Origin of the sequence: Nocardioides carbamazepini (assembly GCF_024614185.1) — a bacterium.
Lineage (GTDB): Bacteria > Actinomycetota > Actinomycetes > Propionibacteriales > Nocardioidaceae > Nocardioides > Nocardioides carbamazepini.
Map to the genome: position 1 here is coordinate 182,467 of NZ_JAHTLF010000016.1, position 17,693 is coordinate 200,159.

16 protein-coding genes are annotated in these 17,693 nt (G+C 72.3%); 12 read left to right on the forward strand and 4 right to left on the reverse strand.

Going from position 1 to position 17,693, the window contains the following annotated elements; all coding sequences use genetic code 11:
• The first annotated feature begins 57 nt into the window (after positions 1 to 57).
• The 9 genes from KVF89_RS13635 to KVF89_RS13675 all read left to right on the forward strand — a co-directional run bounded on the left by KVF89_RS13635 (position 58) and on the right by KVF89_RS13675 (position 8,244).
• Positions 58 to 969 carry a Rossmann-like and DUF2520 domain-containing protein gene (locus tag KVF89_RS13635; protein ID WP_257426191.1) on the forward strand — a complete coding sequence of 304 codons (912 nt, stop codon included), beginning with the start codon at positions 58 to 60 and terminating at the stop codon, positions 967 to 969.
• A gap of 46 nt (positions 970 to 1,015) precedes the next feature.
• Positions 1,016 to 1,897 (forward strand): pantoate--beta-alanine ligase, encoded by an 882-nt coding sequence (gene panC, locus KVF89_RS13640; RefSeq protein ID WP_308212721.1) that lies wholly within the window; start codon positions 1,016 to 1,018, stop codon positions 1,895 to 1,897.
• Positions 1,898 to 1,913: 16 nt separating this feature from the next.
• On the forward strand, positions 1,914 to 2,333 hold the full coding sequence (panD, locus tag KVF89_RS13645; protein WP_257426193.1) for an aspartate 1-decarboxylase: 420 nt from the start codon (positions 1,914 to 1,916) through the stop codon (positions 2,331 to 2,333).
• A 25-nt stretch (positions 2,334 to 2,358) separates the two neighbouring features.
• Complete coding sequence (locus KVF89_RS13650; protein WP_257426195.1) at positions 2,359 to 4,056, forward strand: L-aspartate oxidase; 1,698 nt, start codon at positions 2,359 to 2,361, stop codon at positions 4,054 to 4,056.
• Complete coding sequence (gene nadC / locus KVF89_RS13655) at positions 4,053 to 5,003, forward strand: carboxylating nicotinate-nucleotide diphosphorylase (RefSeq protein WP_257426196.1); 951 nt, start codon at positions 4,053 to 4,055, stop codon at positions 5,001 to 5,003. Before KVF89_RS13650 ends, nadC begins: the two co-directional genes overlap by 4 nt.
• On the forward strand, positions 5,000 to 5,776 hold the full coding sequence (locus KVF89_RS13660; RefSeq protein WP_257426197.1) for a type III pantothenate kinase: 777 nt from the start codon (positions 5,000 to 5,002) through the stop codon (positions 5,774 to 5,776). Before nadC ends, KVF89_RS13660 begins: the two co-directional genes overlap by 4 nt.
• Positions 5,777 to 5,871: 95 nt before the next feature.
• Positions 5,872 to 6,207: a histone-like nucleoid-structuring protein Lsr2 gene (locus tag KVF89_RS13665; protein WP_257426199.1), complete on the forward strand. Its 336-nt coding sequence runs from the start codon at positions 5,872 to 5,874 to the stop codon at positions 6,205 to 6,207.
• Positions 6,208 to 6,340: 133 nt separating this feature from the next.
• Positions 6,341 to 7,579, forward strand: coding sequence for a sensor histidine kinase (locus KVF89_RS13670; protein ID WP_257426200.1), 1,239 nt, complete (start codon positions 6,341 to 6,343; stop codon positions 7,577 to 7,579).
• Complete coding sequence (locus KVF89_RS13675; RefSeq protein WP_257426202.1) at positions 7,576 to 8,244, forward strand: response regulator; 669 nt, start codon at positions 7,576 to 7,578, stop codon at positions 8,242 to 8,244. Before KVF89_RS13670 ends, KVF89_RS13675 begins: the two co-directional genes overlap by 4 nt.
• 25 nt (positions 8,245 to 8,269) lie before the next feature.
• On the opposite strand, the gene KVF89_RS13680 is transcribed toward KVF89_RS13675, so the two are convergent.
• Positions 8,270 to 9,811, reverse strand: coding sequence for a hypothetical protein (locus tag KVF89_RS13680; RefSeq protein WP_257426204.1), 1,542 nt, complete (start codon positions 9,809 to 9,811; stop codon positions 8,270 to 8,272).
• Between the two features lie 235 nt (positions 9,812 to 10,046).
• On the opposite strand from KVF89_RS13680, the gene KVF89_RS13685 reads away from it, so the two are divergent.
• Positions 10,047 to 12,611: an ATP-dependent Clp protease ATP-binding subunit gene (locus tag KVF89_RS13685; RefSeq protein ID WP_257426205.1), complete on the forward strand. Its 2,565-nt coding sequence runs from the start codon at positions 10,047 to 10,049 to the stop codon at positions 12,609 to 12,611.
• 179 nt (positions 12,612 to 12,790) lie between these two features.
• Here the strand turns inward: KVF89_RS13685 and KVF89_RS13690 are convergent, their stop codons facing one another.
• Positions 12,791 to 13,663 carry an HhH-GPD family protein gene (locus tag KVF89_RS13690; protein ID WP_257426207.1) on the reverse strand — a complete coding sequence of 291 codons (873 nt, stop codon included), beginning with the start codon at positions 13,661 to 13,663 and terminating at the stop codon, positions 12,791 to 12,793.
• A gap of 94 nt (positions 13,664 to 13,757) precedes the next feature.
• On the opposite strand from KVF89_RS13690, the gene KVF89_RS13695 reads away from it, so the two are divergent.
• Both KVF89_RS13695 and KVF89_RS13700 read left to right on the forward strand, forming a co-directional pair.
• A complete protein-coding gene (locus KVF89_RS13695; protein ID WP_257426209.1) occupies positions 13,758 to 14,576 on the forward strand; it encodes a hypothetical protein in 819 nt (272 codons plus the stop codon).
• 67 nt (positions 14,577 to 14,643) lie between these two features.
• The gene (locus KVF89_RS13700; RefSeq protein ID WP_257426211.1) at positions 14,644 to 15,036 is read left to right on the forward strand and encodes a hypothetical protein; all 393 of its coding nucleotides are present in this window, start codon (positions 14,644 to 14,646) and stop codon (positions 15,034 to 15,036) included.
• A gap of 29 nt (positions 15,037 to 15,065) precedes the next feature.
• Here KVF89_RS13700 and disA read toward each other — a convergent pair whose 3' ends face one another.
• Both disA and radA read right to left on the reverse strand, forming a co-directional pair.
• On the reverse strand, positions 15,066 to 16,139 hold the full coding sequence (gene disA / locus KVF89_RS13705; protein ID WP_257426213.1) for a DNA integrity scanning diadenylate cyclase DisA: 1,074 nt from the start codon (positions 16,137 to 16,139) through the stop codon (positions 15,066 to 15,068).
• 111 nt (positions 16,140 to 16,250) lie between these two features.
• The gene (gene radA, locus KVF89_RS13710; RefSeq protein WP_257426214.1) at positions 16,251 to 17,681 is read right to left on the reverse strand and encodes a DNA repair protein RadA; all 1,431 of its coding nucleotides are present in this window, start codon (positions 17,679 to 17,681) and stop codon (positions 16,251 to 16,253) included.
• Positions 17,682 to 17,693 lie beyond the last annotated feature (12 nt).

The following is a 17,693-nucleotide window of genomic DNA, read 5'->3' on the forward strand; positions in this document are numbered from 1 at the left end:
CCGGCTCCCTCCGCAAGCGGAGAGAGTGGTCGGAGGGACGGGAACGAAAGGTTCACGATGTCCCACGTCTTCCGTGTGGGTGTGGTCGGCGCCGGCCGGGTCGGCGCCGTTCTGGCCGCGGGTCTCCGCGCAGCCGGCCATCCCGTCGTCGCCGCCGCCGGTGAGTCCGACGCGTCGCGTCGTCGTGCCGCCGAGCTGCTGCCGGGTGTCCCGCTGCGCAAGCCGAGCGACGTCGCGCGCGAGGCCGAGCTGCTGCTGCTCACCGTCCCCGACGACATGCTGCCCAACGTGGTGAAGGTCCTCGCCGACAGCGGCGCCCTCCACGCCGGCCAGGTCGTCGCCCACACCTCCGGCCGCCACGGCCTCGCCGTGCTGGCGCCCGCCGCCGCGGTCGGCGCCCGCGTGATCGCGCTCCACCCGGCGATGACGTTCACCGGCACCGCCGTCGACCTCGAGCGGCTGCACGGCTGCGTCTTCGGCCTCACCGCCGGCCCGGCGGAGCGCGAGCTCGCCGAGGCCCTCGTGGCCGACCTCGGCGGCCGCCCGACCTGGGTGCCCGAGGAGATGCGCACGCTCTACCACGCCGGCCTCGCCCACGGCGCCAACCACCTGGTCACCCTGGTCAGCGAGGCGATGGGCCTGCTCAGCGCCGCCGGCGTCGACGACCCCGCTGGCACCCTGCGTCCGCTGCTCGACGCGGCACTCGACAACGCGCTGGCCAACGGCGACGCCGCGCTGACCGGTCCGATCGTGCGCGGCGACGTCCGGACCGTCGCGGCCCACCTGAAGGACATCTCCGCCAAGGCGCCCGACACCGTGCGGTCGTACGTCGCGATGGCGTGGGCCACGCTCGACCGCGCCGTCACCGACGGCCGGCTGCTGCCCATCCGGGCCCAGGCGATCGCCACGGTCCTCAGCGCCTACGGCGACCGCCGCGTCCTGCCCGAGCCCCGGGTGGAGTCCGCATGAGCACCCCGCTCCGCTCCGCCGCCGAACAACGCCGTAGGGACCCCGCGTGACGGTCCTGACCACGCCCGCCGTCGCACGCAGCCGGGCCGAGCTCGCCGGCCTGCTCGCGGGCCGCGGCACGGTCGTCCTGGTGCCGACCATGGGCGCGCTGCACGAGGGCCACGCGACGCTGATGCGGATCGCGCGCGAGCGCGCCGGCGCCGACGGCACCGTCGTCGTCTCGGTCTTCGTCAACCCGCTCCAGTTCGGCCCTGGCGAGGATCTCGACCGCTACCCGCGCACGTTCGACGCCGACCTCGCGCTCGCTGCGACCGAGGGCGTCGACGTGGTGTTCGCACCCGTCGTCGCCGAGATGTACCCCGACGGCGTGCCCCACGAGGGCGTTCCGTCCGAGGCGGTCACCGTCCAGCCCGGCCCGCTCGCCGACGTGCTCGAGGGCGCCAGCCGGCCGGGCCACTTCCGCGGGGTCCTCACCGTCGTGGCCAAGCTCTTCGGCCTGGTCCGTCCCGACGTCGCGGTCTTCGGCGAGAAGGACTACCAGCAGCTCGCGCTGATCCGCCGGATGGCCGCCGACCTCTGTCTCGGCATCGACGTCGTCGGCGCCGAGACGGACCGCGAGCCCGACGGACTGGCCCGCTCCAGCCGCAACCGCTATCTCGACGCCGAGCAGCGGCAGCAGGCGGCCACCCTGAGCCGGGCGCTGCGCGCGGCCCAGGAGCGGGCGTCGTACGGCGTCCCGGCGGCGCGCTGGGCCGCGATGAACGTCATCAAGGGGGAGCCGGGCGTGGAGCTCGACTACCTCGCCCTGACCACGACGGGCCTCGGTGAGCTGCCCGACTACCCCGAGACCGGCACCGAGGGCCGGATCCTCGTCGCCGCCCGGGTCGGCACCACCCGGCTCATCGACAACATGCCCCTGCAGTTCTGACCAGAGGGAGACTCCTGTGCTGCGCACCATGATGAAGAGCAAGATCCACCGTGCCACCGTCACGCAGGCCGACCTGCACTACGTCGGCTCGGTCACCGTCGACGAGGACTTGCTCGAGGCCGCGGACCTGCTGGCCGGCGAGCTCGTCCACATCGTCGACATCACCAACGGTGCCCGCCTGGAGACCTACACGATCGCCGGCGAGCGGGGCAGCGGCGTGATCGGCATCAACGGTGCCGCCGCCCGGCTGGTCCACCCCGGTGACCTGGTCATCCTGATCGGCTACGGCCAGATGACCACCGAGGAGGCCAAGGAGCACCAGCCGCACGTGGTGTTCGTGGACGCCGACAACAAGATCATGGCGACCGGCTTCGACCCCGCCGAGACGTTCGGCGACCCCAGCCTGTCCCGCGGTGACGTCACCGCGGCGCACTGACGTCGCGGGTCAGTAGTCTGCTGGGATGCCAGAACAGCTGCGCCTGCCCGGACGCCTCACCGCGCCGAGCCCGGGTTGGACCACGCGTGCCGACGTCGTCATCGTCGGCTCCGGCATCGCCGGGCTGACCGCCGCGCTGCGGCTGCGCGGCCGGGTCGACAAGATCCTGGTCGTCACCAAGGACGTGCTCAACGCCGGCTCCACCCAGTGGGCCCAGGGCGGCATCGCCGCGGCGCTCGGCCCGGGCGACACGCCCGAGCAGCACGAGGCCGACACCCTCGTCGCGGGAGCGGGGGCGTGTGACGGCGCCGCCGTACGCGTCCTGGTCAACGAGGGCCCCGAGGCGGTGCGTGAGCTGATCGCGCTCGGCACCAACTTCGACCACACCGACGACGGTGAGCTGTCGCTGACCCGCGAGGGCGGCCACCACCGCGACCGGATCGCGCACGCTGGCGGCGACGCCACCGGAGCCGAGATCCAGCGCGCGCTCATCGCCGCGATCGAGGCGGCCCCCGACATCGAGGTCATCCAGCACGCGCTGGCGGTCGACCTGCTGCTCGGCCCCGGCGCCACCGACGCCTCCGGCGCGTCCGGCCCGCGGGCCGTTGCCGGCCTCACCCTCCACGTCATCGGCGAGGGCGAGCGCGACGGCGTCGGCGCCGTCCGCTGCCGCGCCGTCGTGCTCGCCAGCGGCGGCCTGGGGCAGGTGTTCTCGCAGACCACCAACCCTGCCGTCACCACCGGCGACGGCATGGCGCTCGCGCTCCGCGCCGGTGCCACGCTGCGCGACCTGGAGTTCGTGCAGTTCCACCCGACGGTGATGTACCTCGGCCCGGACTCCCGCGGCCAGCAGCCGCTCATCTCCGAGGCGGTCCGCGGCGAGGGCGCCTTCCTCGTCGACGACGACGGCAACCGGATCATGCAGGGGGTCCACGAGCTCGCCGACCTCGCTCCGCGCGACGTGGTCGCCAAGACGATCATGAAGCGGATGCTCGAGACCGGCCGCCCGCACCTGTGGCTCGACGCGCGGCACCTCGGCTCCGACAGCGCAGCGTTCTGGGAGCGCCGGTTCCCGACCATCCTCGCCACGGCCCGGTCCCACGGCATCGATCCGGTCACCCAGCTGATCCCCGTCGCGCCCGCCTGCCACTACGCCTCCGGCGGGGTGCGGACCGACCTGCTCGGCCGCACCGACGTGCCCGGGCTCTACGCCACCGGCGAGGTCGCCTGCTCCGGCGTCCACGGCGCCAACCGACTCGCCTCCAACTCGCTGCTCGAGGGTCTGGTGTTCTCGCGCCGGATCGCCGAGGTGCTGCCCGGCGAGCTGTTGCCGTGGCGCGAGCCGTCCGCCGACGGGCGCACGCCGGGCATCGTGGCGGGTGACATCCGCCGCGAGCTCCAGGAGACGATGAGCTCGCGTGTCGGCGTACTGCGCTCCGCACCGGGGCTGGCCGAGGCGGGCGTCGTCCTCGACAAGCTCGCCGGTCACGCCGCCGAGACCGTGGACCAGGCCTCCTGGGAGGCGACGAACCTGCTCACCATCAGCGCGGCCCTCTCCGACGCGGCCGCGCTGCGGCAGGAGACCCGCGGCTCGCACTGGCGCGAGGACTTCCCCGAGCGTGACGACGTCCACTGGGCCGGGCACTTCGACGTGACGATGGAGGACGGCCTCACCAGGGTCGCCTTCGCCCCGGCTCCGGCCACCGACGGAGGACTCTCGTGATCGTTCGCACGCCCTTCGGTGACCTCCCCTCTGCGCTGGTCGACGAGGTCGAGGCGGCCGGGTTGGACGCCCACGCTGTCTACGACCACGTGGCGCTCGCCTTCGAGGAGGACCTGCCCGGCGGCGTGGACGACGTCACCAGCGACGCGATGCCCGACATGGGCACGGCGGTCGCGGACTTCGCCGCGCGCGAGCCGGGAGTCGTGGCCGGGCTGGCGATCGCCGAGCTGGCGTTCGTCTACGCACTCGGCGACACCGTGGCCGTGACCGGGCGGGTGCCGGACGGCACGCGGGTGACACCGGGCGATGTCGTCCTGACGGTGTCGGGACCGGTCCGCGGCGTCCTCACCGCCGAGCGGACCGCCCTCAACTTCGCCTCCCATCTCTCCGGCGTCGCGACCGCGACCTCCCACTGGGTCGACGCACTCGCCGGCACCCGGGCGCGGGTCCTCGACACCCGCAAGACGCTGCCGGGCTGGCGGGCGCTGCAGAAGTACGCCGTGCGCTGCGGGGGCGGCGTCAACCACCGGTTCAGCCTGGTCGACCGCGCGATGGTCAAGGACAACCACGCCGTCGCGGCGGGTGGCGTCGTCGCCGCCTACGAGGCGGTCGTGGCCAAGCACCCCGGCCTGCGGGTCGAGGTCGAGGTGATGGACCTCGACGAGCTGCGCGCGGTGCTCGCCGCGGGCTGCACCGAGATCCTGCTCGACAACATGAGCACCGCCGACATGGCCGAGGCGGTCCGGATCAACGCCGCGGTCGGTGACGCGGCCACCCTGGAGGCCTCCGGCGGCCTCACGATCGAGCGGGCCCGCGAGGTCGCGGAGACCGGCGTCGACTTCATCTCGGTCGGTGCGCTCACCCACTCGGTGAACGTCTTCGACCTCGGCCTGGACTTCCGGCCACACGGCGGCTCGGCCCCCGTGGACCCCCGGACAGGCGGATGAGTCTCCTCGCGGCCGACATCGGCAACGCCCACACCGTGCTCGGTCTCGTCTCCGACGGGGCCGTCCACGCTGACTGGCGGGTGTCGACCGCGGAGCACCGCACCGCCGACGAATGGGGCGTGCTGTTGCGCGGACTGCTCGGCACCCGTGCGGAGGAGGTCACCGGAATCGCGGTCTGCTCGACGGTTCCGGCGGTCCTCAACGCATGGCGCGAGATGCTGCCCGCACATTTCCCTGACATTGCCTGTGTCATCGTCGAGCCCGGCATTCGCACCGGCGTCCCCATTCTCGTCGACAATCCGCGCGAGGTCGGCGCCGACCGCATCGTCAATGCCCTCGCCGCGGCTGCCGATTTCGAATGCCCTGCCATCGTCGTCGATTTCGGCGGCACCGCCACGACCTACGACGTGGTCGACGCGTCGGGTCGCTATGTCGGCGGTGCCATCACGCCCGGGATCGAGATCTCCCTCGACGCGCTCAGTCGGGGCGGTGCCCAGCTGCGGATGGTCGAGCTGGTGCGCCCGCGCGGCGTGATCGGGAAGAACACTGTCGAGGCGCTTCAGTCCGGAATGGTCTTCGGAGTGGCCAGCCAGGTCGAGGGCATGGTCGAGCGGCTGGTCGCCGCGCTCGACAGCTCGGCGGGCGACGTCTCGGTGATCGCGACCGGCTATCTCGCCCCACTCGTCGTCGACGAGTGCCGCTGCTTCACTCATCGCGCGCCCTGGTTGACCCTGCGCGGGCTGGAAAAGGTATTCCTCCGCAATCAGCGCTGATTCATTTTCGCGCCCGCTTGTGCAAGGATTGAAATACCGCGTCGGCACGGGCGCGCGTAAACCTTGCAAAGCTATTCTCCGAGGAGTCCCACGCCATGGCACAGAAGGTCAACATCGTCCTCGTCGACGACATCGACGGCAGCGACGCCAACCAGACCGTCACCTTCGGTCTCGACGGTTCCAATTACGAGATCGATCTCAACGACGAGCACGCCTCCGCGCTGCGTGAGGCGCTGGCGCCGTACGTCGGCCACGGCCGCAAGGTCGGCCGCGGGGGCGGCGGAGCCAAGCGCGGGCGCGCCGCAGCCGCGGCGTCGGGCGGTGTGCCGGCCAAGGAGGTCCGGGAGTGGGCCCGCGCGAACGGGTTCGCGGTCCCCGAGCGTGGCCGGATCCCCGCCGACGTACGTGAGGCGTACGACAACGCGCACTGACCTCTCCGCTGAGCCGGACCGCGAGGTCCGCTCCGCTCGTTGTCGGCGACCGGGGGTCCCCCGCACGGGGGACCCCCGGTTCCGCTCGGGCGAGGGTGGTGACGCAGGTCGCGGCCGCCCGAGGATGGATGGCATGCTCTCCGCTCTGCTGAAGCCGCACGACCGGCCGATCCCGGCGTCGTACGTCGTGGCCGCCGTCACCGCGAGCGCGGTCGTCGCGATCTGCTTCGTGACCGCTCGCTGGACGCCCTGGTTCGTCGAGGACTGGGGGATCGGCTACGGCACGTACGGCGTGATCACGACGGCCGCCCTGAGCTTCATCGGGCTCGGCCTGGCGCTGGTCCTGGCGCCGGCCTGCTGGCTGGCCTTCCGGTGGCCGGCGTTCGCGATCTGTCTCGCGTGCGCGCCGCTGGTCGTCACGTTGCTCGACCCGAGCCGGGCGCCGCTGCACTTCGGCGTCGTGGCCAACCTCGGCGCGGTGGCCGTGACGGTGGCCTGGCGTCGCCCGCTACTGGCGGTGCTGGCTGTCGGCATCGCGTACGCCGTCGTCCTGGTCTGGCTACGAGGCGGGGGTGACATGGCGGCCCCGTTCCGCGCGTCGATCGAGCTGCAGTACTCGGAGCCGGTCCAGATCGGCATCGTCTACACCGTCGCGCTCGGCCTCCTGCTCGTCTTCGTGCTGTGGTTCCGCTCGACGGCGATGCGCGAGGAGCAGCGGGTGCGCCTCGTGGCGCGGGAGGGTGCCGTGACCGAGCAGGGCGCGGTGGTCGCCGAGCGGGCGCGGCTGGCCCGCGACCTCCACGACGTGGTGGCCCACCACGTGTCGCTGATCGCCGTGCGCGCCGAGACCGCCCCCTACACCGAGCCCGACCTCGACCCGGCCGGGCGCCGGGTGCTCGCCGAGGTGGCCGCCGAGGCGCGGCTCGCACTCGACGAGCTGCGGGGCGTGCTGGGCATCCTCGGCCGGGCCGGCGACGCCGAGCGCGCACCGCAGCCGACCCTCGCCGACGTCGCCGCGCTCGTGGAGCGCACCCGGAGGTCGGGGCAGGAGGTCCGTCTCGCCGGCGACGTGCAGGCACCGGTCGGCGCGGCGGCCGGGTACGCGGCGTACCGCGTCGTCCAGGAGGCCCTCACCAACGCCCGCAAGCATGCGCCGTCGGCCCCTGTCGACATCGAGATGGCGGCGACACCGCGGCTGCTGGCGGTGCGTGTGTCCAACCCGGTCGCGCAGCCGGCGACCGAGCTCGGGTCCGGCCGCGGCCTGGTCGGGATGCGGGAGCGCGTGGAGGCGCTCGGCGGCCGGCTCCGGATCCAGGCGGCGGGGGAGCGGTTCGAGGTGGAGGCCACGATCCCGACCGGAGGTCCGCGATGACGGTGGCCGAGCGGGCGGTCCGGGTGGTCGTCGCCGACGACCAGCCCGTCATCTGCTCCGGCTTCGCCGCACTGCTCGCCGCCCAGGCGGGCATCGAGGTCGTCGGCACCGCCGGCGACGGTCGCGACCTGGTGGGACTGGTCGCCCGCACGCGGCCCGACGTCGCGCTGGTCGACGTACGGATGCCGGAGATGGACGGCATCGAGGCCACCCGGCTGATCACCGCCGACCACCCGACCCGGGTCCTCATCCTGACGACCTTCGACCTCGACGCCTATGTGTACGACGCCGTGCGCGCCGGAGCGAGCGGGTTCCTGCTCAAGGACGCCACCGCCGAGCGGCTCGTCGAGGCGGTCCGGATGGTCGCCGAGGGCGCGGTCCTGCTCGCGCCCGCGGTCAGCCGCCAGCTCGTGGCGGCCCGCTTCGCCGAGGTCCCCGGAGCCAGGCCCGAGCCGGCCGCCTCCCGCGACCTCAGCCCGCGGGAGCGCGAGGTGCTGCTGGAGCTCGCCACCGGCCGGTCGAACGCCGAGATCGGCGAGGAGCTGCACATCGCGCCGGAGACGGTGAAGTCCCACGTCGCGGAGGTGCTGCGCAAGCTGGGACTGCGCGACCGGATCCAGGCGGTCGTGTACGCCTACGAGCACGGGCTGGTGCCGCGCGGCTGACGCCGCACGGACCGGTCGAGCGGGCTCAGCGCAGGCCGGGAGGAAGGACCGGCTCGGGCGGGGGCGGTGCCCAGTCCGTCTTGCCGCGCTCGAGCTCGTCGTTGAGGCCGGTGAAGTCCGCCTGGCTCCCCTCGTCGGCGCCCTCGATCCACCCGGCCGCGGTCGCCAGCTCCTTGCCCGCGTCCACCAGTTCGCGCGCCGAGCCGGTGGCGACCTTGTCGAACTCGGCCAGGATCTCGGCGAACCCCTCCTGCGGACCGCTCAGCCCGTAGCCCAGCGGCCAGCCGCGCTTCCAGATGTCGGCGGGTGCGAGGCCGTAGGTGTCGTCGGCCGCCTTGGCGAAGATGCTGGCGATGATCGGCACCTGGTTGATGCCCACGTCCTTGAGGGCGCCGGTGTGCACCCGGATCTGCTCGGCCGTGGTGATGCCCGCGTCGAGGCCGGCGCCGGGATGGATGTGGAGGTAGTCGAGCTTCACGGTGCCGATGTCCTCGTTGAGCCGGCGGGCGCAGTGGTACAGCTCCTCCTCCTGCGCGAAGGTGGCCCGCCGCAGGGTCAGGATCGCCTCCTCGAAGTTCTTGGCGACCTGCTCGGCCGTGCTCGCCGAGAGCGGCTTCGGCGGGTCGGGCTTCGCCTTGTTCTCCGGGATGACCGCCTGGAGGAACCCGACGACCCCGGACGCGCCGGTGACGAAGGGCTTGGCGGGCGGCGGGACGAAGATGCCGGCGAGATCGAGGAACGCCTTGACGATCTTCAGGTCGATGTTGAAGTTGAAGTCGGGCGGGTCGTAGTTGAAGGCGTTCTTGGCCGCCTCGCACAGCGCCATGATGTCCACTCCGGCGGACTTCCACAGCTCGGCCTCGCCGCCCAGGATGAGGGTCAGGCCGAGGGCGATCTGGCCCTGGTTCTGCATGACCGTCCCGACCCGGACCGGGCCGTACTTGCTGCGGAAGGCGTAGACCATGTTCGAGTCGACGTCGGCGCCGACGTACTCGGAGAAGAGGTCGAACGCCGTGGTCCGGCTCGGGTCCGTGAACGACGGGCGCCACTCGTCGGCCGTCGGCTTGTCGAAGCCCGTCGTGGGCGTCAGCTCCTGGAGCGCCTGGCCCGCCTTGGCGGCGTCCTGCGCGAAGCGGCCGTGGTCGGGGAGGGTGTCCCAGCCCTCGAGGATCGACTCGATCCGCTCCAGCCACGGTTGGTAGCAGGAGGTCCACGGGTCGACCTGGCAGACGTAGCCGGGGAAGCCGTTGACCTCCTCCTCGCGCACCAGCGTGGTGCCGGGCGGGAAGCTGCTCGACGTGAGGGCGGCCCCGTCCTCGCGGTCCCACTGGCCGTGGGCGTTCATCGACACCCCCGGCACGAAGAACTGCACGGTCCCCGTCGGGCCGCTGACCGCCGGCAGCGTGGTCCCCGAGAGAGCGGGGTAGGGGATCATCGATCCCTGGTTGAACCCGGTCGAGGCGTCGCCCTCCCAGCCGACGCCCTTCTCCTCGAACATCATCTTGATGGCGTTGTGGGCGATCGTCTTCTTGTAGTCGGTGATCGCCTGACTCGAATAGGTGGCCACGTGTTCCCTCCTGGTGGGTGCCCCCAGTGAATGTGCAGACACGTGCCCTGCCTCACGCCCGCCAAACAATCACCCGGATCGGGGTCCGCCGACCGCTTCCTGGACGCCGATCGCCGCGCGGGACCGAGGGCGTTCGCTGACAGCGGACGGATCAGGGTCCTTGGGCTGGAACGCGTAGGGTGTGAGAGGGGTTGTATCCCTTGAGCAACCCCGTGTGACGTGTGAGGAGCGTGCAATGTTCGAGCGGTTCACAGACCGTGCCCGCCGGGTGGTCGTGCTGGCCCAGGAAGAGGCCCGCATGCTCTCCCACAACTACATCGGGACCGAGCACATCCTGCTCGGCCTCATCCACGAGGGCGAGGGTGTCGCCGCCAAGGCGCTCGAGTCGCTGGACATCTCCCTGGAGGCCGTGCGCGCCCAGGTCGAGGAGATCATCGGCCAGGGCCAGCAGGCGCCGTCGGGTCACATCCCCTTCACCCCCCGCGCCAAGAAGGTCCTGGAGCTGTCCCTGCGCGAGGCGCTGCAGCTCGGCCACTCCTACATCGGCACCGAGCACATCCTGCTCGGCCTGATCCGGGAGGGCGAGGGTGTCGCCGCCCAGGTGCTGCAGAAGCTCGGCGCCGACCTCAACCGGGTCCGCCAGCAGGTCATCCAGCTGCTCTCCGGCTTCCAGGGCAAGGAGGGCACCGCCGCGGCGGCCAGCACCGGCAGCTCCGGCAGCGGCGACCAGCCGTCGTCCTCGCTCGTCCTCGACCAGTTCGGCCGCAACCTGACCCAGGACGCCCGCGAGGGCAAGCTCGACCCGATCATCGGCCGCGCCGCGCAGATCGAGCGCGTGATGCAGGTGCTCTCTCGCCGTACCAAGAACAACCCGGTGCTCATCGGCGAGCCCGGTGTCGGCAAGACCTCGATCGTCGAGGGCCTGGCCCAGGACATCGTCAAGGGCAACGTCCCCGAGACGCTCAAGGACAAGCAGATCTACACCCTCGACCTGGGTGCGCTGGTCGCCGGCTCGCGCTACCGCGGTGACTTCGAGGAGCGCCTGAAGAAGGTGCTCAAGGAGATCCGCACCCGCGGCGACATCGTGCTGTTCATCGACGAGATCCACACCCTCGTCGGCGCCGGTGCGGCCGAGGGCGCCATCGACGCCGCCTCGATCCTCAAGCCGATGCTGGCTCGGGGCGAGCTGCAGACGATCGGCGCGACCACGCTCGACGAGTACCGCAAGTACCTCGAGAAGGACGCCGCCCTCGAGCGCCGCTTCCAGCCGATCCAGGTCCCCGAGCCGTCGATCGCCGACACGATCGAGATGCTCAAGGGCATCCGCGACCGCTACGAGGCGCACCACCGGGTCACCATCACCGACGAGGCGCTGGTCTCCGCGGCCACCCTCGCCGACCGCTACATCTCCGACCGCTTCCTGCCCGACAAGGCGATCGACCTCATCGACGAGGCCGGCTCGCGGCTGCGCATCCGCCGGATGACGGCGCCCGCCGACCTGCGCGAGTACGACGACAAGATCGCCGAGGTGCGCCAGCGCAAGGAGGCGGCCATCGACGGCCAGGACTTCGAGGCGGCCGCGCGCCTGCGCGACGAGGAGAAGCAGCTGATCCTGGCCAAGTCCGAGCGCGAGAAGCAGTGGCGCGCCGGTGACATGGACGAGGTCGCCGAGGTCGACGAGGAGCTGATCGCCGAGGTGCTCGCCGTGGCGACCGGCATCCCGATCGTCAAGCTCTCCGAGGAGGAGTCCACGCGGCTGCTCAAGATGGAGGACGAGCTCCACAAGCGCGTCATCGGCCAGGAGGAGGCCGTCAAGGCACTCAGCCGGGCGATCCGTCGTACCCGTGCGGGGCTCAAGGACCCCAAGCGTCCGGGCGGCTCCTTCATCTTCGCCGGCCCGTCCGGCGTCGGGAAGACCTGGCTGTCCAAGACGCTCGCCGAGTTCCTCTTCGGCGACGAGGACGCGCTGATCCAGCTCGACATGTCGGAGTTCGGCGAGAAGCACACCGTCTCGCGGCTCTTCGGCTCGCCTCCGGGCTATGTCGGCTACGAGGAGGGCGGCCAGCTCACCGAGAAGGTGCGCCGCAAGCCGTTCTCCGTCGTCCTCTTCGACGAGGTCGAGAAGGCCCACCCCGACATCTTCAACAGCCTGCTGCAGATCCTCGAGGAAGGTCGCCTGACCGACTCGCAGGGCCGGGTCGTGGACTTCAAGAACACCGTCATCATCATGACCACCAACCTCGGCTCGCGCGACATCGGCAAGTCGGTCGGCCTGGGCTTCAACTCGGGGGATGCGGCCGGCTCCTACGACCGGATGAAGGCCAAGGTCTCCGACGAGCTCAAGCAGCACTTCCGTCCGGAGTTCCTCAACCGGGTCGACGAGATCATCGTCTTCCCGCCGCTGTCGCAGGACCAGATCGTCGCGATGGTCGACAACATGATCGCCGCGGTGGAGGTCCGGATGAAGGACCGCGACATGCGACTCGAGCTCACCCAGAAGGCGAAGAACCTGCTCGCCGAGCGCGGGTTCGACCCCGTCCTGGGTGCTCGCCCGCTGCGCCGCACGATCCAGCGCGAGATCGAGGACGTGCTCGCCGAGAAGATGCTGTTCGGCGAGGTCGGCCCCGGCCAGATCGTGCTCGTGGACGTCGACGGCGAGGGCGCGGCCGCGACCTTCACCTTCGAGGGGCAGAAGGTCGGCGAACTGCCCGACCTGCCGCCGCTCGAGACCGTCTCCGAGACGATCGCGGACGTGGGTGACGCCGCCGAGGGCGACCTGCCCGCCGCCGGCAACGACTGAGGTTCCGCGACCCGTCGCAGACTGAACTCGGATCCTCACCGACCCGGCGCACGTTGAACGGGAATCTGCATCGACCCGTCGCAGACTGAACTCGCCTGGTTCAGTCTGCGACGGGTCGGCGTCGTTTCTCGTTCAGTCTGCAACGGGTCGGCGTCGTTGGTGATTCAGTCTGCGCCGGGTCAGGGGAGGGCGTAGCGACCGTCGGGATGCACGGCGACCAGGCCGTCGGCGACCAGGGAGGCCAGCGCCCGCTCGCGCTGGTCGTCCTTGTCCCAGGCCAGGTCGAGACGGGGCTTCTCGACGGCCCCGGGGGCGTCGCGGAGCACGGCGAGGAGCCGGCCGCGGCACTGGCGATCCGTGCCGGCGTAGGTCTGCACCGGACGCGGCGGGCCGTCGTACGCCGGCGCGCCGGCCCGCTGCCAGGTGCACCGGTCGGTGACCGGGCAGCCGCCGCAGCGCGGGCGGTCGGCGGTGCAGACCAGCGCGCCGAGCTCCATCACCGCGACCGACCAGGTCGCGGCGGTCGGCGGATCCGCCGGCAGCAGGGCCGCTCCGAGGTCGCGCTCCGCGCGGGTGACCGAGCGCGGCGGGAACTCGGTGCCGGTGACGGTCCGGGCCAGCACGCGCCGCACGTTCGTGTCGAGAACGACCTGACGCTGCCCGTACGCGAACGCCGCGACGGCCGCCGCGGTGTAGTCGCCGATGCCCGGCAGGGCCAGCAGGTCGTCGTACGCCGCCGGGACCTCGCCGCCGTGCTGCTCGGTGATCGCCGTGGCCGCCGCGTGCAGCCGCAGCGCCCGGCGCGGATAGCCCAGCCGGCCCCAGGCGCGGACCGCCTCGCCGGACGACTCCGCCGCCAGCGCGGCCGGCGTCGGCCAGCGGGTCAACCAGACCTCATGGACCGGCAGGACCCGTGCCACGGGGGTCTGCTGCAGCATGAACTCGCTGACCAGGACCGACCAGGGGCTCGCGTCCGGGCGTCGCCACGGCAGGTCGCGGGCGTGCTCGTCGTACCAGCGCAGGATCGGCTCGACCAGGGTGCTCGTCGTCATAGTGGGTCCATGGTGACCTGTCGCTCAACAGCGGCCCGCACGAGCCCCGGCGGGTCAGCGAGGATCGCGCGGCACCGCTGACTACCGTCGTCCCATGCCGTCCAGGTCTGGGTCCCGCCGCCCGAGCCCCGCTCGCGGTGCGACGCCCGGCAGGTCACTCCCGTCGGCGGTGTACTGGCGGCGGCGGGTGTTCGTGCTCGGAGTCGCCTTCGCCCTCGTGTTCGTGATCGCCCGGGTGCTCACGGCCGGCAGCGACGCCCGCGCCGGCGACCAGCCGGCCGCGGAGCAGGCCGGCGGCCAGGTCGAGTCGGAGTCGGCCGGGTCCACCACCGGGGCGGACGGGGCCGGCGAGGGCGCTGGCGCGGGGTCCGACGACCAGCAGGCGGACGGGGCGGGGGCGACCGGGCCGACGGCACCCGCGATGCCGACCCTCGCCGAGCCCCAGGGCGAGTGCGCCCCGGCTGACGTCATCATCACGCCGTCCGTGGCGGAGGGCGCCCTCGCGGGCCGCGACGTACCGGTCACCCTGACCCTCCAGACCCGCGAGTCGGAGGCCTGCACCTGGCAGGTCAGCGCCGCGACGCTCGTCGTCAAGGTCGCCCAGGACGGTGGCGACGTGTGGACCACCCGGCAGTGCCCGCAGGCCGTGACCGAACAGCCCGTCGTCGTACGACGAGCCGTGACCACCACCGTCCAGGTCGTCTGGAACGAGGCCCGCGAGTCCACCGAGGGCTGCACCCACCGCGCCGGCTGGGTCCGGCCGGGCACCTTCACCGTCGCGGCCGCGGCGCTCGGCGGCGAGCCGGCCCAGGCGGACTTCGCGCTCGGTGCCCCCGTGCCGGAGACGATCCAGGTCACGCCGAAGGCGAAGAACACCAAGAAGGCCAAGCAGCCGAAGACGCCGACCAACTGACGCGCCCCGCCCCGCGCCTCGCCCCGCGCCTCGGTTTGGGGGCCGCAGCGCAGGGGAGGAGCGCCACGTGCACCTCTCACGGATTCTCGGGACCGGAGCGGCACTGCTGCTCGCCACCACGCTCACCGGCTGCGGGGGATCGCCCGGCGACGCCAGCGCGGACGAGTTCTGCGCCGTCTGGGCAGCTGATTCGGGGAACACCGTCGATGCCGCGCACGACCGGGCGAAGGCGCTCGACGATGTCGGCACCCCCGACGACATCGACGACGCGGCGCGGTCCGGGTTCGAGGTGTTCGTCGACCAGCTCGGTGACGTCGACGAGGCGCAGCTCCGGGAGCTCGACCAGGTCGCCGCCGACGCGGCCGGTCTCGCGGAGGTCTACGGGATCGACGAGGACGATGCCGCCGACGTCCTCGCCTTCTTCGCCTACGCCAACGGGGCGTGCGCCGACGCTGGGTGAGTCACCGTCGGTCGCTCCTGGGCTCGGGCTCAGACGTAGCGCTCGAGGATGGTCGACTCGGCCAGTCGGCTGAGCCCTTCGCGGACACTGCGGGCCCGCAATTCGCCGACGCCTTCGACCGCCTGGAGGTCGTCGATGCCGGCCGAGAGCAGCTTCTGCAGGGTGCCGAAGTGGTCGACCAGGCCCTCCACGACGGTGGCGGGCAGGCGCGGGACCTTGGTCAGCAGGCGGTACCCGCGCGGGGCGACGGCGCCGTCGAGGTGCTCGCCGGTCCCGATGCCGAGCACCTTGGCGACCGCGGACGGATCGACCAGGTCGGTGGACGAGAGCTGCTCCAGCTTCGCCAGCAGGTCGCCGGGCTCACGGCTGCGGCGCCGGGACGGGACGTAGTCACGGATGACCAGCGCGCGCTCGGTGTCGACGCCGGTCACCAGCTCCTCGAGCTGGAGGGCGAGCAGCCGGCCGTCGGTGCCGAGCTCGAGGACGTAGTCCTCGATCTCACGGGCGATCCGGCTGACCATCTCCAGGCGCTGGGCGACGACCGCGACGTCGCGGACCGTCACCAGGTCTTCGATCTCCAGCGCGGACAGCGTGCTGGACACCTCGTCGAGGCGCAGCTTGTAGCGCTCCAGGGTGGCCAGGGCCTGGTTGGCGCGGGACAGGATCTGACCGGAGTCCTCGAGGACGTGACGGGTCTCCCCGACGTACGCCGCGATGATCTGCATCGACTGCGACACCGAGATCACCGGGTGGCCGGTCTGCTTGGCGACCCGGTCCGCGGTGCGGTGGCGGGTGCCGGTCTCCTCCGACGGGATCGACTGGTCGGGCATCAGGTGCACGGCGGCGCGGACGATCCGGTTGACGGTGCCGTCGACGATGATCGCGCCGTCCATCTTGGCCAGCTCACGCAGCCCGGTGGCCGTGAACGGTACGTCGAGCTCGAAGCCGCCGGTGCACAGGCTGTCGACCAGCCGGTCACGTCCGAGCACGATGAGCGCGCCCGTCCGGCCGCGGAGGATCCGTTCGAGGCCGTCGCGCAGCGGCGTGCCGGGTGCGATGGACGCGAGCGCCTCGCGGAGTCGGAGATCGGCCGACGTGACCACTGGTGGTGCTCCCTGCTCGTGTGCTGCCCGGACGGAGTCACCCTATCCGCGCAGGGCACGCCTCATGCCGGGATATTCGACCACGGCGTCGTCGATGGTGGACGACGGGTCCTACTCGACCACCTCCAGCGCGTGCTTGGTCCGCTGATCGAGGTGTAGCGCCCGCAGGGCGGAGGCGACATCGGGCACCTCGATCACCCGCATCCCGTCGACGGTCCGCTCGCTCCCGGTGCGCCGCACGCCCTGCGCCGTGCCCGGGTCGGCGGGGACCACGGCCATCGCGAAACCGAGCCGGGCGGCCTCGGCGAGTCGCTGGGGAAGGTCGCGGACCCGGCGCAGCTCGCCGGACAGCCCGATCTCGCCGAGAGCGACCACTCCGGCCGGAGGAGCACTGACGAAGTGCGCCGAGGCGATGGCGATGGCCAGGGCGAGGTCGGCGCCGGGGTCGTTGATCCGCGCCCCGCCGACGGTGGACGCGAAGACGTCATGCTGGTGGAGCCGCAGCCCGCAGTGCTGCTGGAGAACGGCGAGGATCATCGCGAGCCGGGAGCCGTCGACGCCCGAGGTGGTGCGACGGGGGCGCTCGGCAGGAGAGAGGGTGACCAGTCCCTGAACCTCGGCCAACAGCGGCCGCCGGCCCTCCATGGAGACCGCCACACAGGTGCCGGCGACCCGGCCGTGATGGCGTTCGACGAAGATGCCGGTCGGGTCCTCGACGGTGCGGATGCCGTCGGGGCCGAGGTCGAAGCAGCCGACCTCGTCGACCGGGCCGAACCGGTTCTTGACCGCCCGCAGCATCCGGAACCGGGAGTTGCGCTCGCCCTCGAAGTGGAGGACGACGTCGACGAGGTGCTCCAGGACCCGGGGGCCGGCGATCGCGCCGTCCTTGGTCACGTGGCCGATCATCACGACGGTGACATCGCGGCTCTTCGCCATCCGCACCAGCGCCTGTGCGACCTCCTTGACCTGGGTGACGCCGCCCGGCACGCCGTCGACGCCGGAGGCGCTGATGGTCTGCACGGAGTCGATCACCACCGTGCTCGGTCGGACCTCCTCGATGTGGGTGAGCACGGCTCCGAGATCGGTCTCTGCCGCGAGGTAGAGCTCGTCGTGGATGCCGCCCGTGCGGTCGGCGCGCAGCCGCACCTGCGCGGCCGACTCCTCGCCGGTGACGTAGAGGGTGCGCTGGCGGGCGGCGGCGGTCCGGGCGGCCACCTCGAGCAGCAGGGTCGACTTGCCGACGCCGGGCTCACCGGCGAGCAGGACGGCCGCGCCGGGCACCAGGCCGCCGCCGAGGACCCGGTCGAGCTCGGGCACCCCGGAGCGATGGTGGACGGCGTGCTCGGCGGACACCTGCCCGATCGGCACCGCGGCGTGCGTGACCGGCGCGGCCGTCGTGCGGCGCGTCGGCCCCCCCGTCGCGGCCGCCACCTCGGACACCGAGCCCCAGGCCTGACACTCGCCACAGCGCCCGACCCAGCGTGCTGTCGACCAGCCGCACTCACCGCAGCGATAGGTCGAACGTACTTTCGAACCAGCCATGGCACGACAGTA

Coding starts and splice junctions, on each gene's coding strand:
- KVF89_RS13670 (WP_257426200.1), top strand. CDS start 6,341: ATGCTCTCCGCTCTGCTGAAGCCGCACGACCGGCCGATCCCGGCGTCG.
- KVF89_RS13695 (WP_257426209.1), top strand. CDS start 13,758: ATGCCGTCCAGGTCTGGGTCCCGCCGCCCGAGCCCCGCTCGCGGTGCG.
- KVF89_RS13660 (WP_257426197.1), top strand. CDS start 5,000: ATGAGTCTCCTCGCGGCCGACATCGGCAACGCCCACACCGTGCTCGGT.
- KVF89_RS13685 (WP_257426205.1), top strand. CDS start 10,047: ATGTTCGAGCGGTTCACAGACCGTGCCCGCCGGGTGGTCGTGCTGGCC.
- KVF89_RS13690 (WP_257426207.1), bottom strand. CDS start 13,663: ATGACGACGAGCACCCTGGTCGAGCCGATCCTGCGCTGGTACGACGAG.
- KVF89_RS13675 (WP_257426202.1), top strand. CDS start 7,576: ATGACGGTGGCCGAGCGGGCGGTCCGGGTGGTCGTCGCCGACGACCAG.
- KVF89_RS13650 (WP_257426195.1), top strand. CDS start 2,359: ATGCCAGAACAGCTGCGCCTGCCCGGACGCCTCACCGCGCCGAGCCCG.
- KVF89_RS13635 (WP_257426191.1), top strand. CDS start 58: ATGTCCCACGTCTTCCGTGTGGGTGTGGTCGGCGCCGGCCGGGTCGGC.
- KVF89_RS13665 (WP_257426199.1), top strand. CDS start 5,872: ATGGCACAGAAGGTCAACATCGTCCTCGTCGACGACATCGACGGCAGC.
- radA (WP_257426214.1), bottom strand. CDS start 17,681: ATGGCTGGTTCGAAAGTACGTTCGACCTATCGCTGCGGTGAGTGCGGC.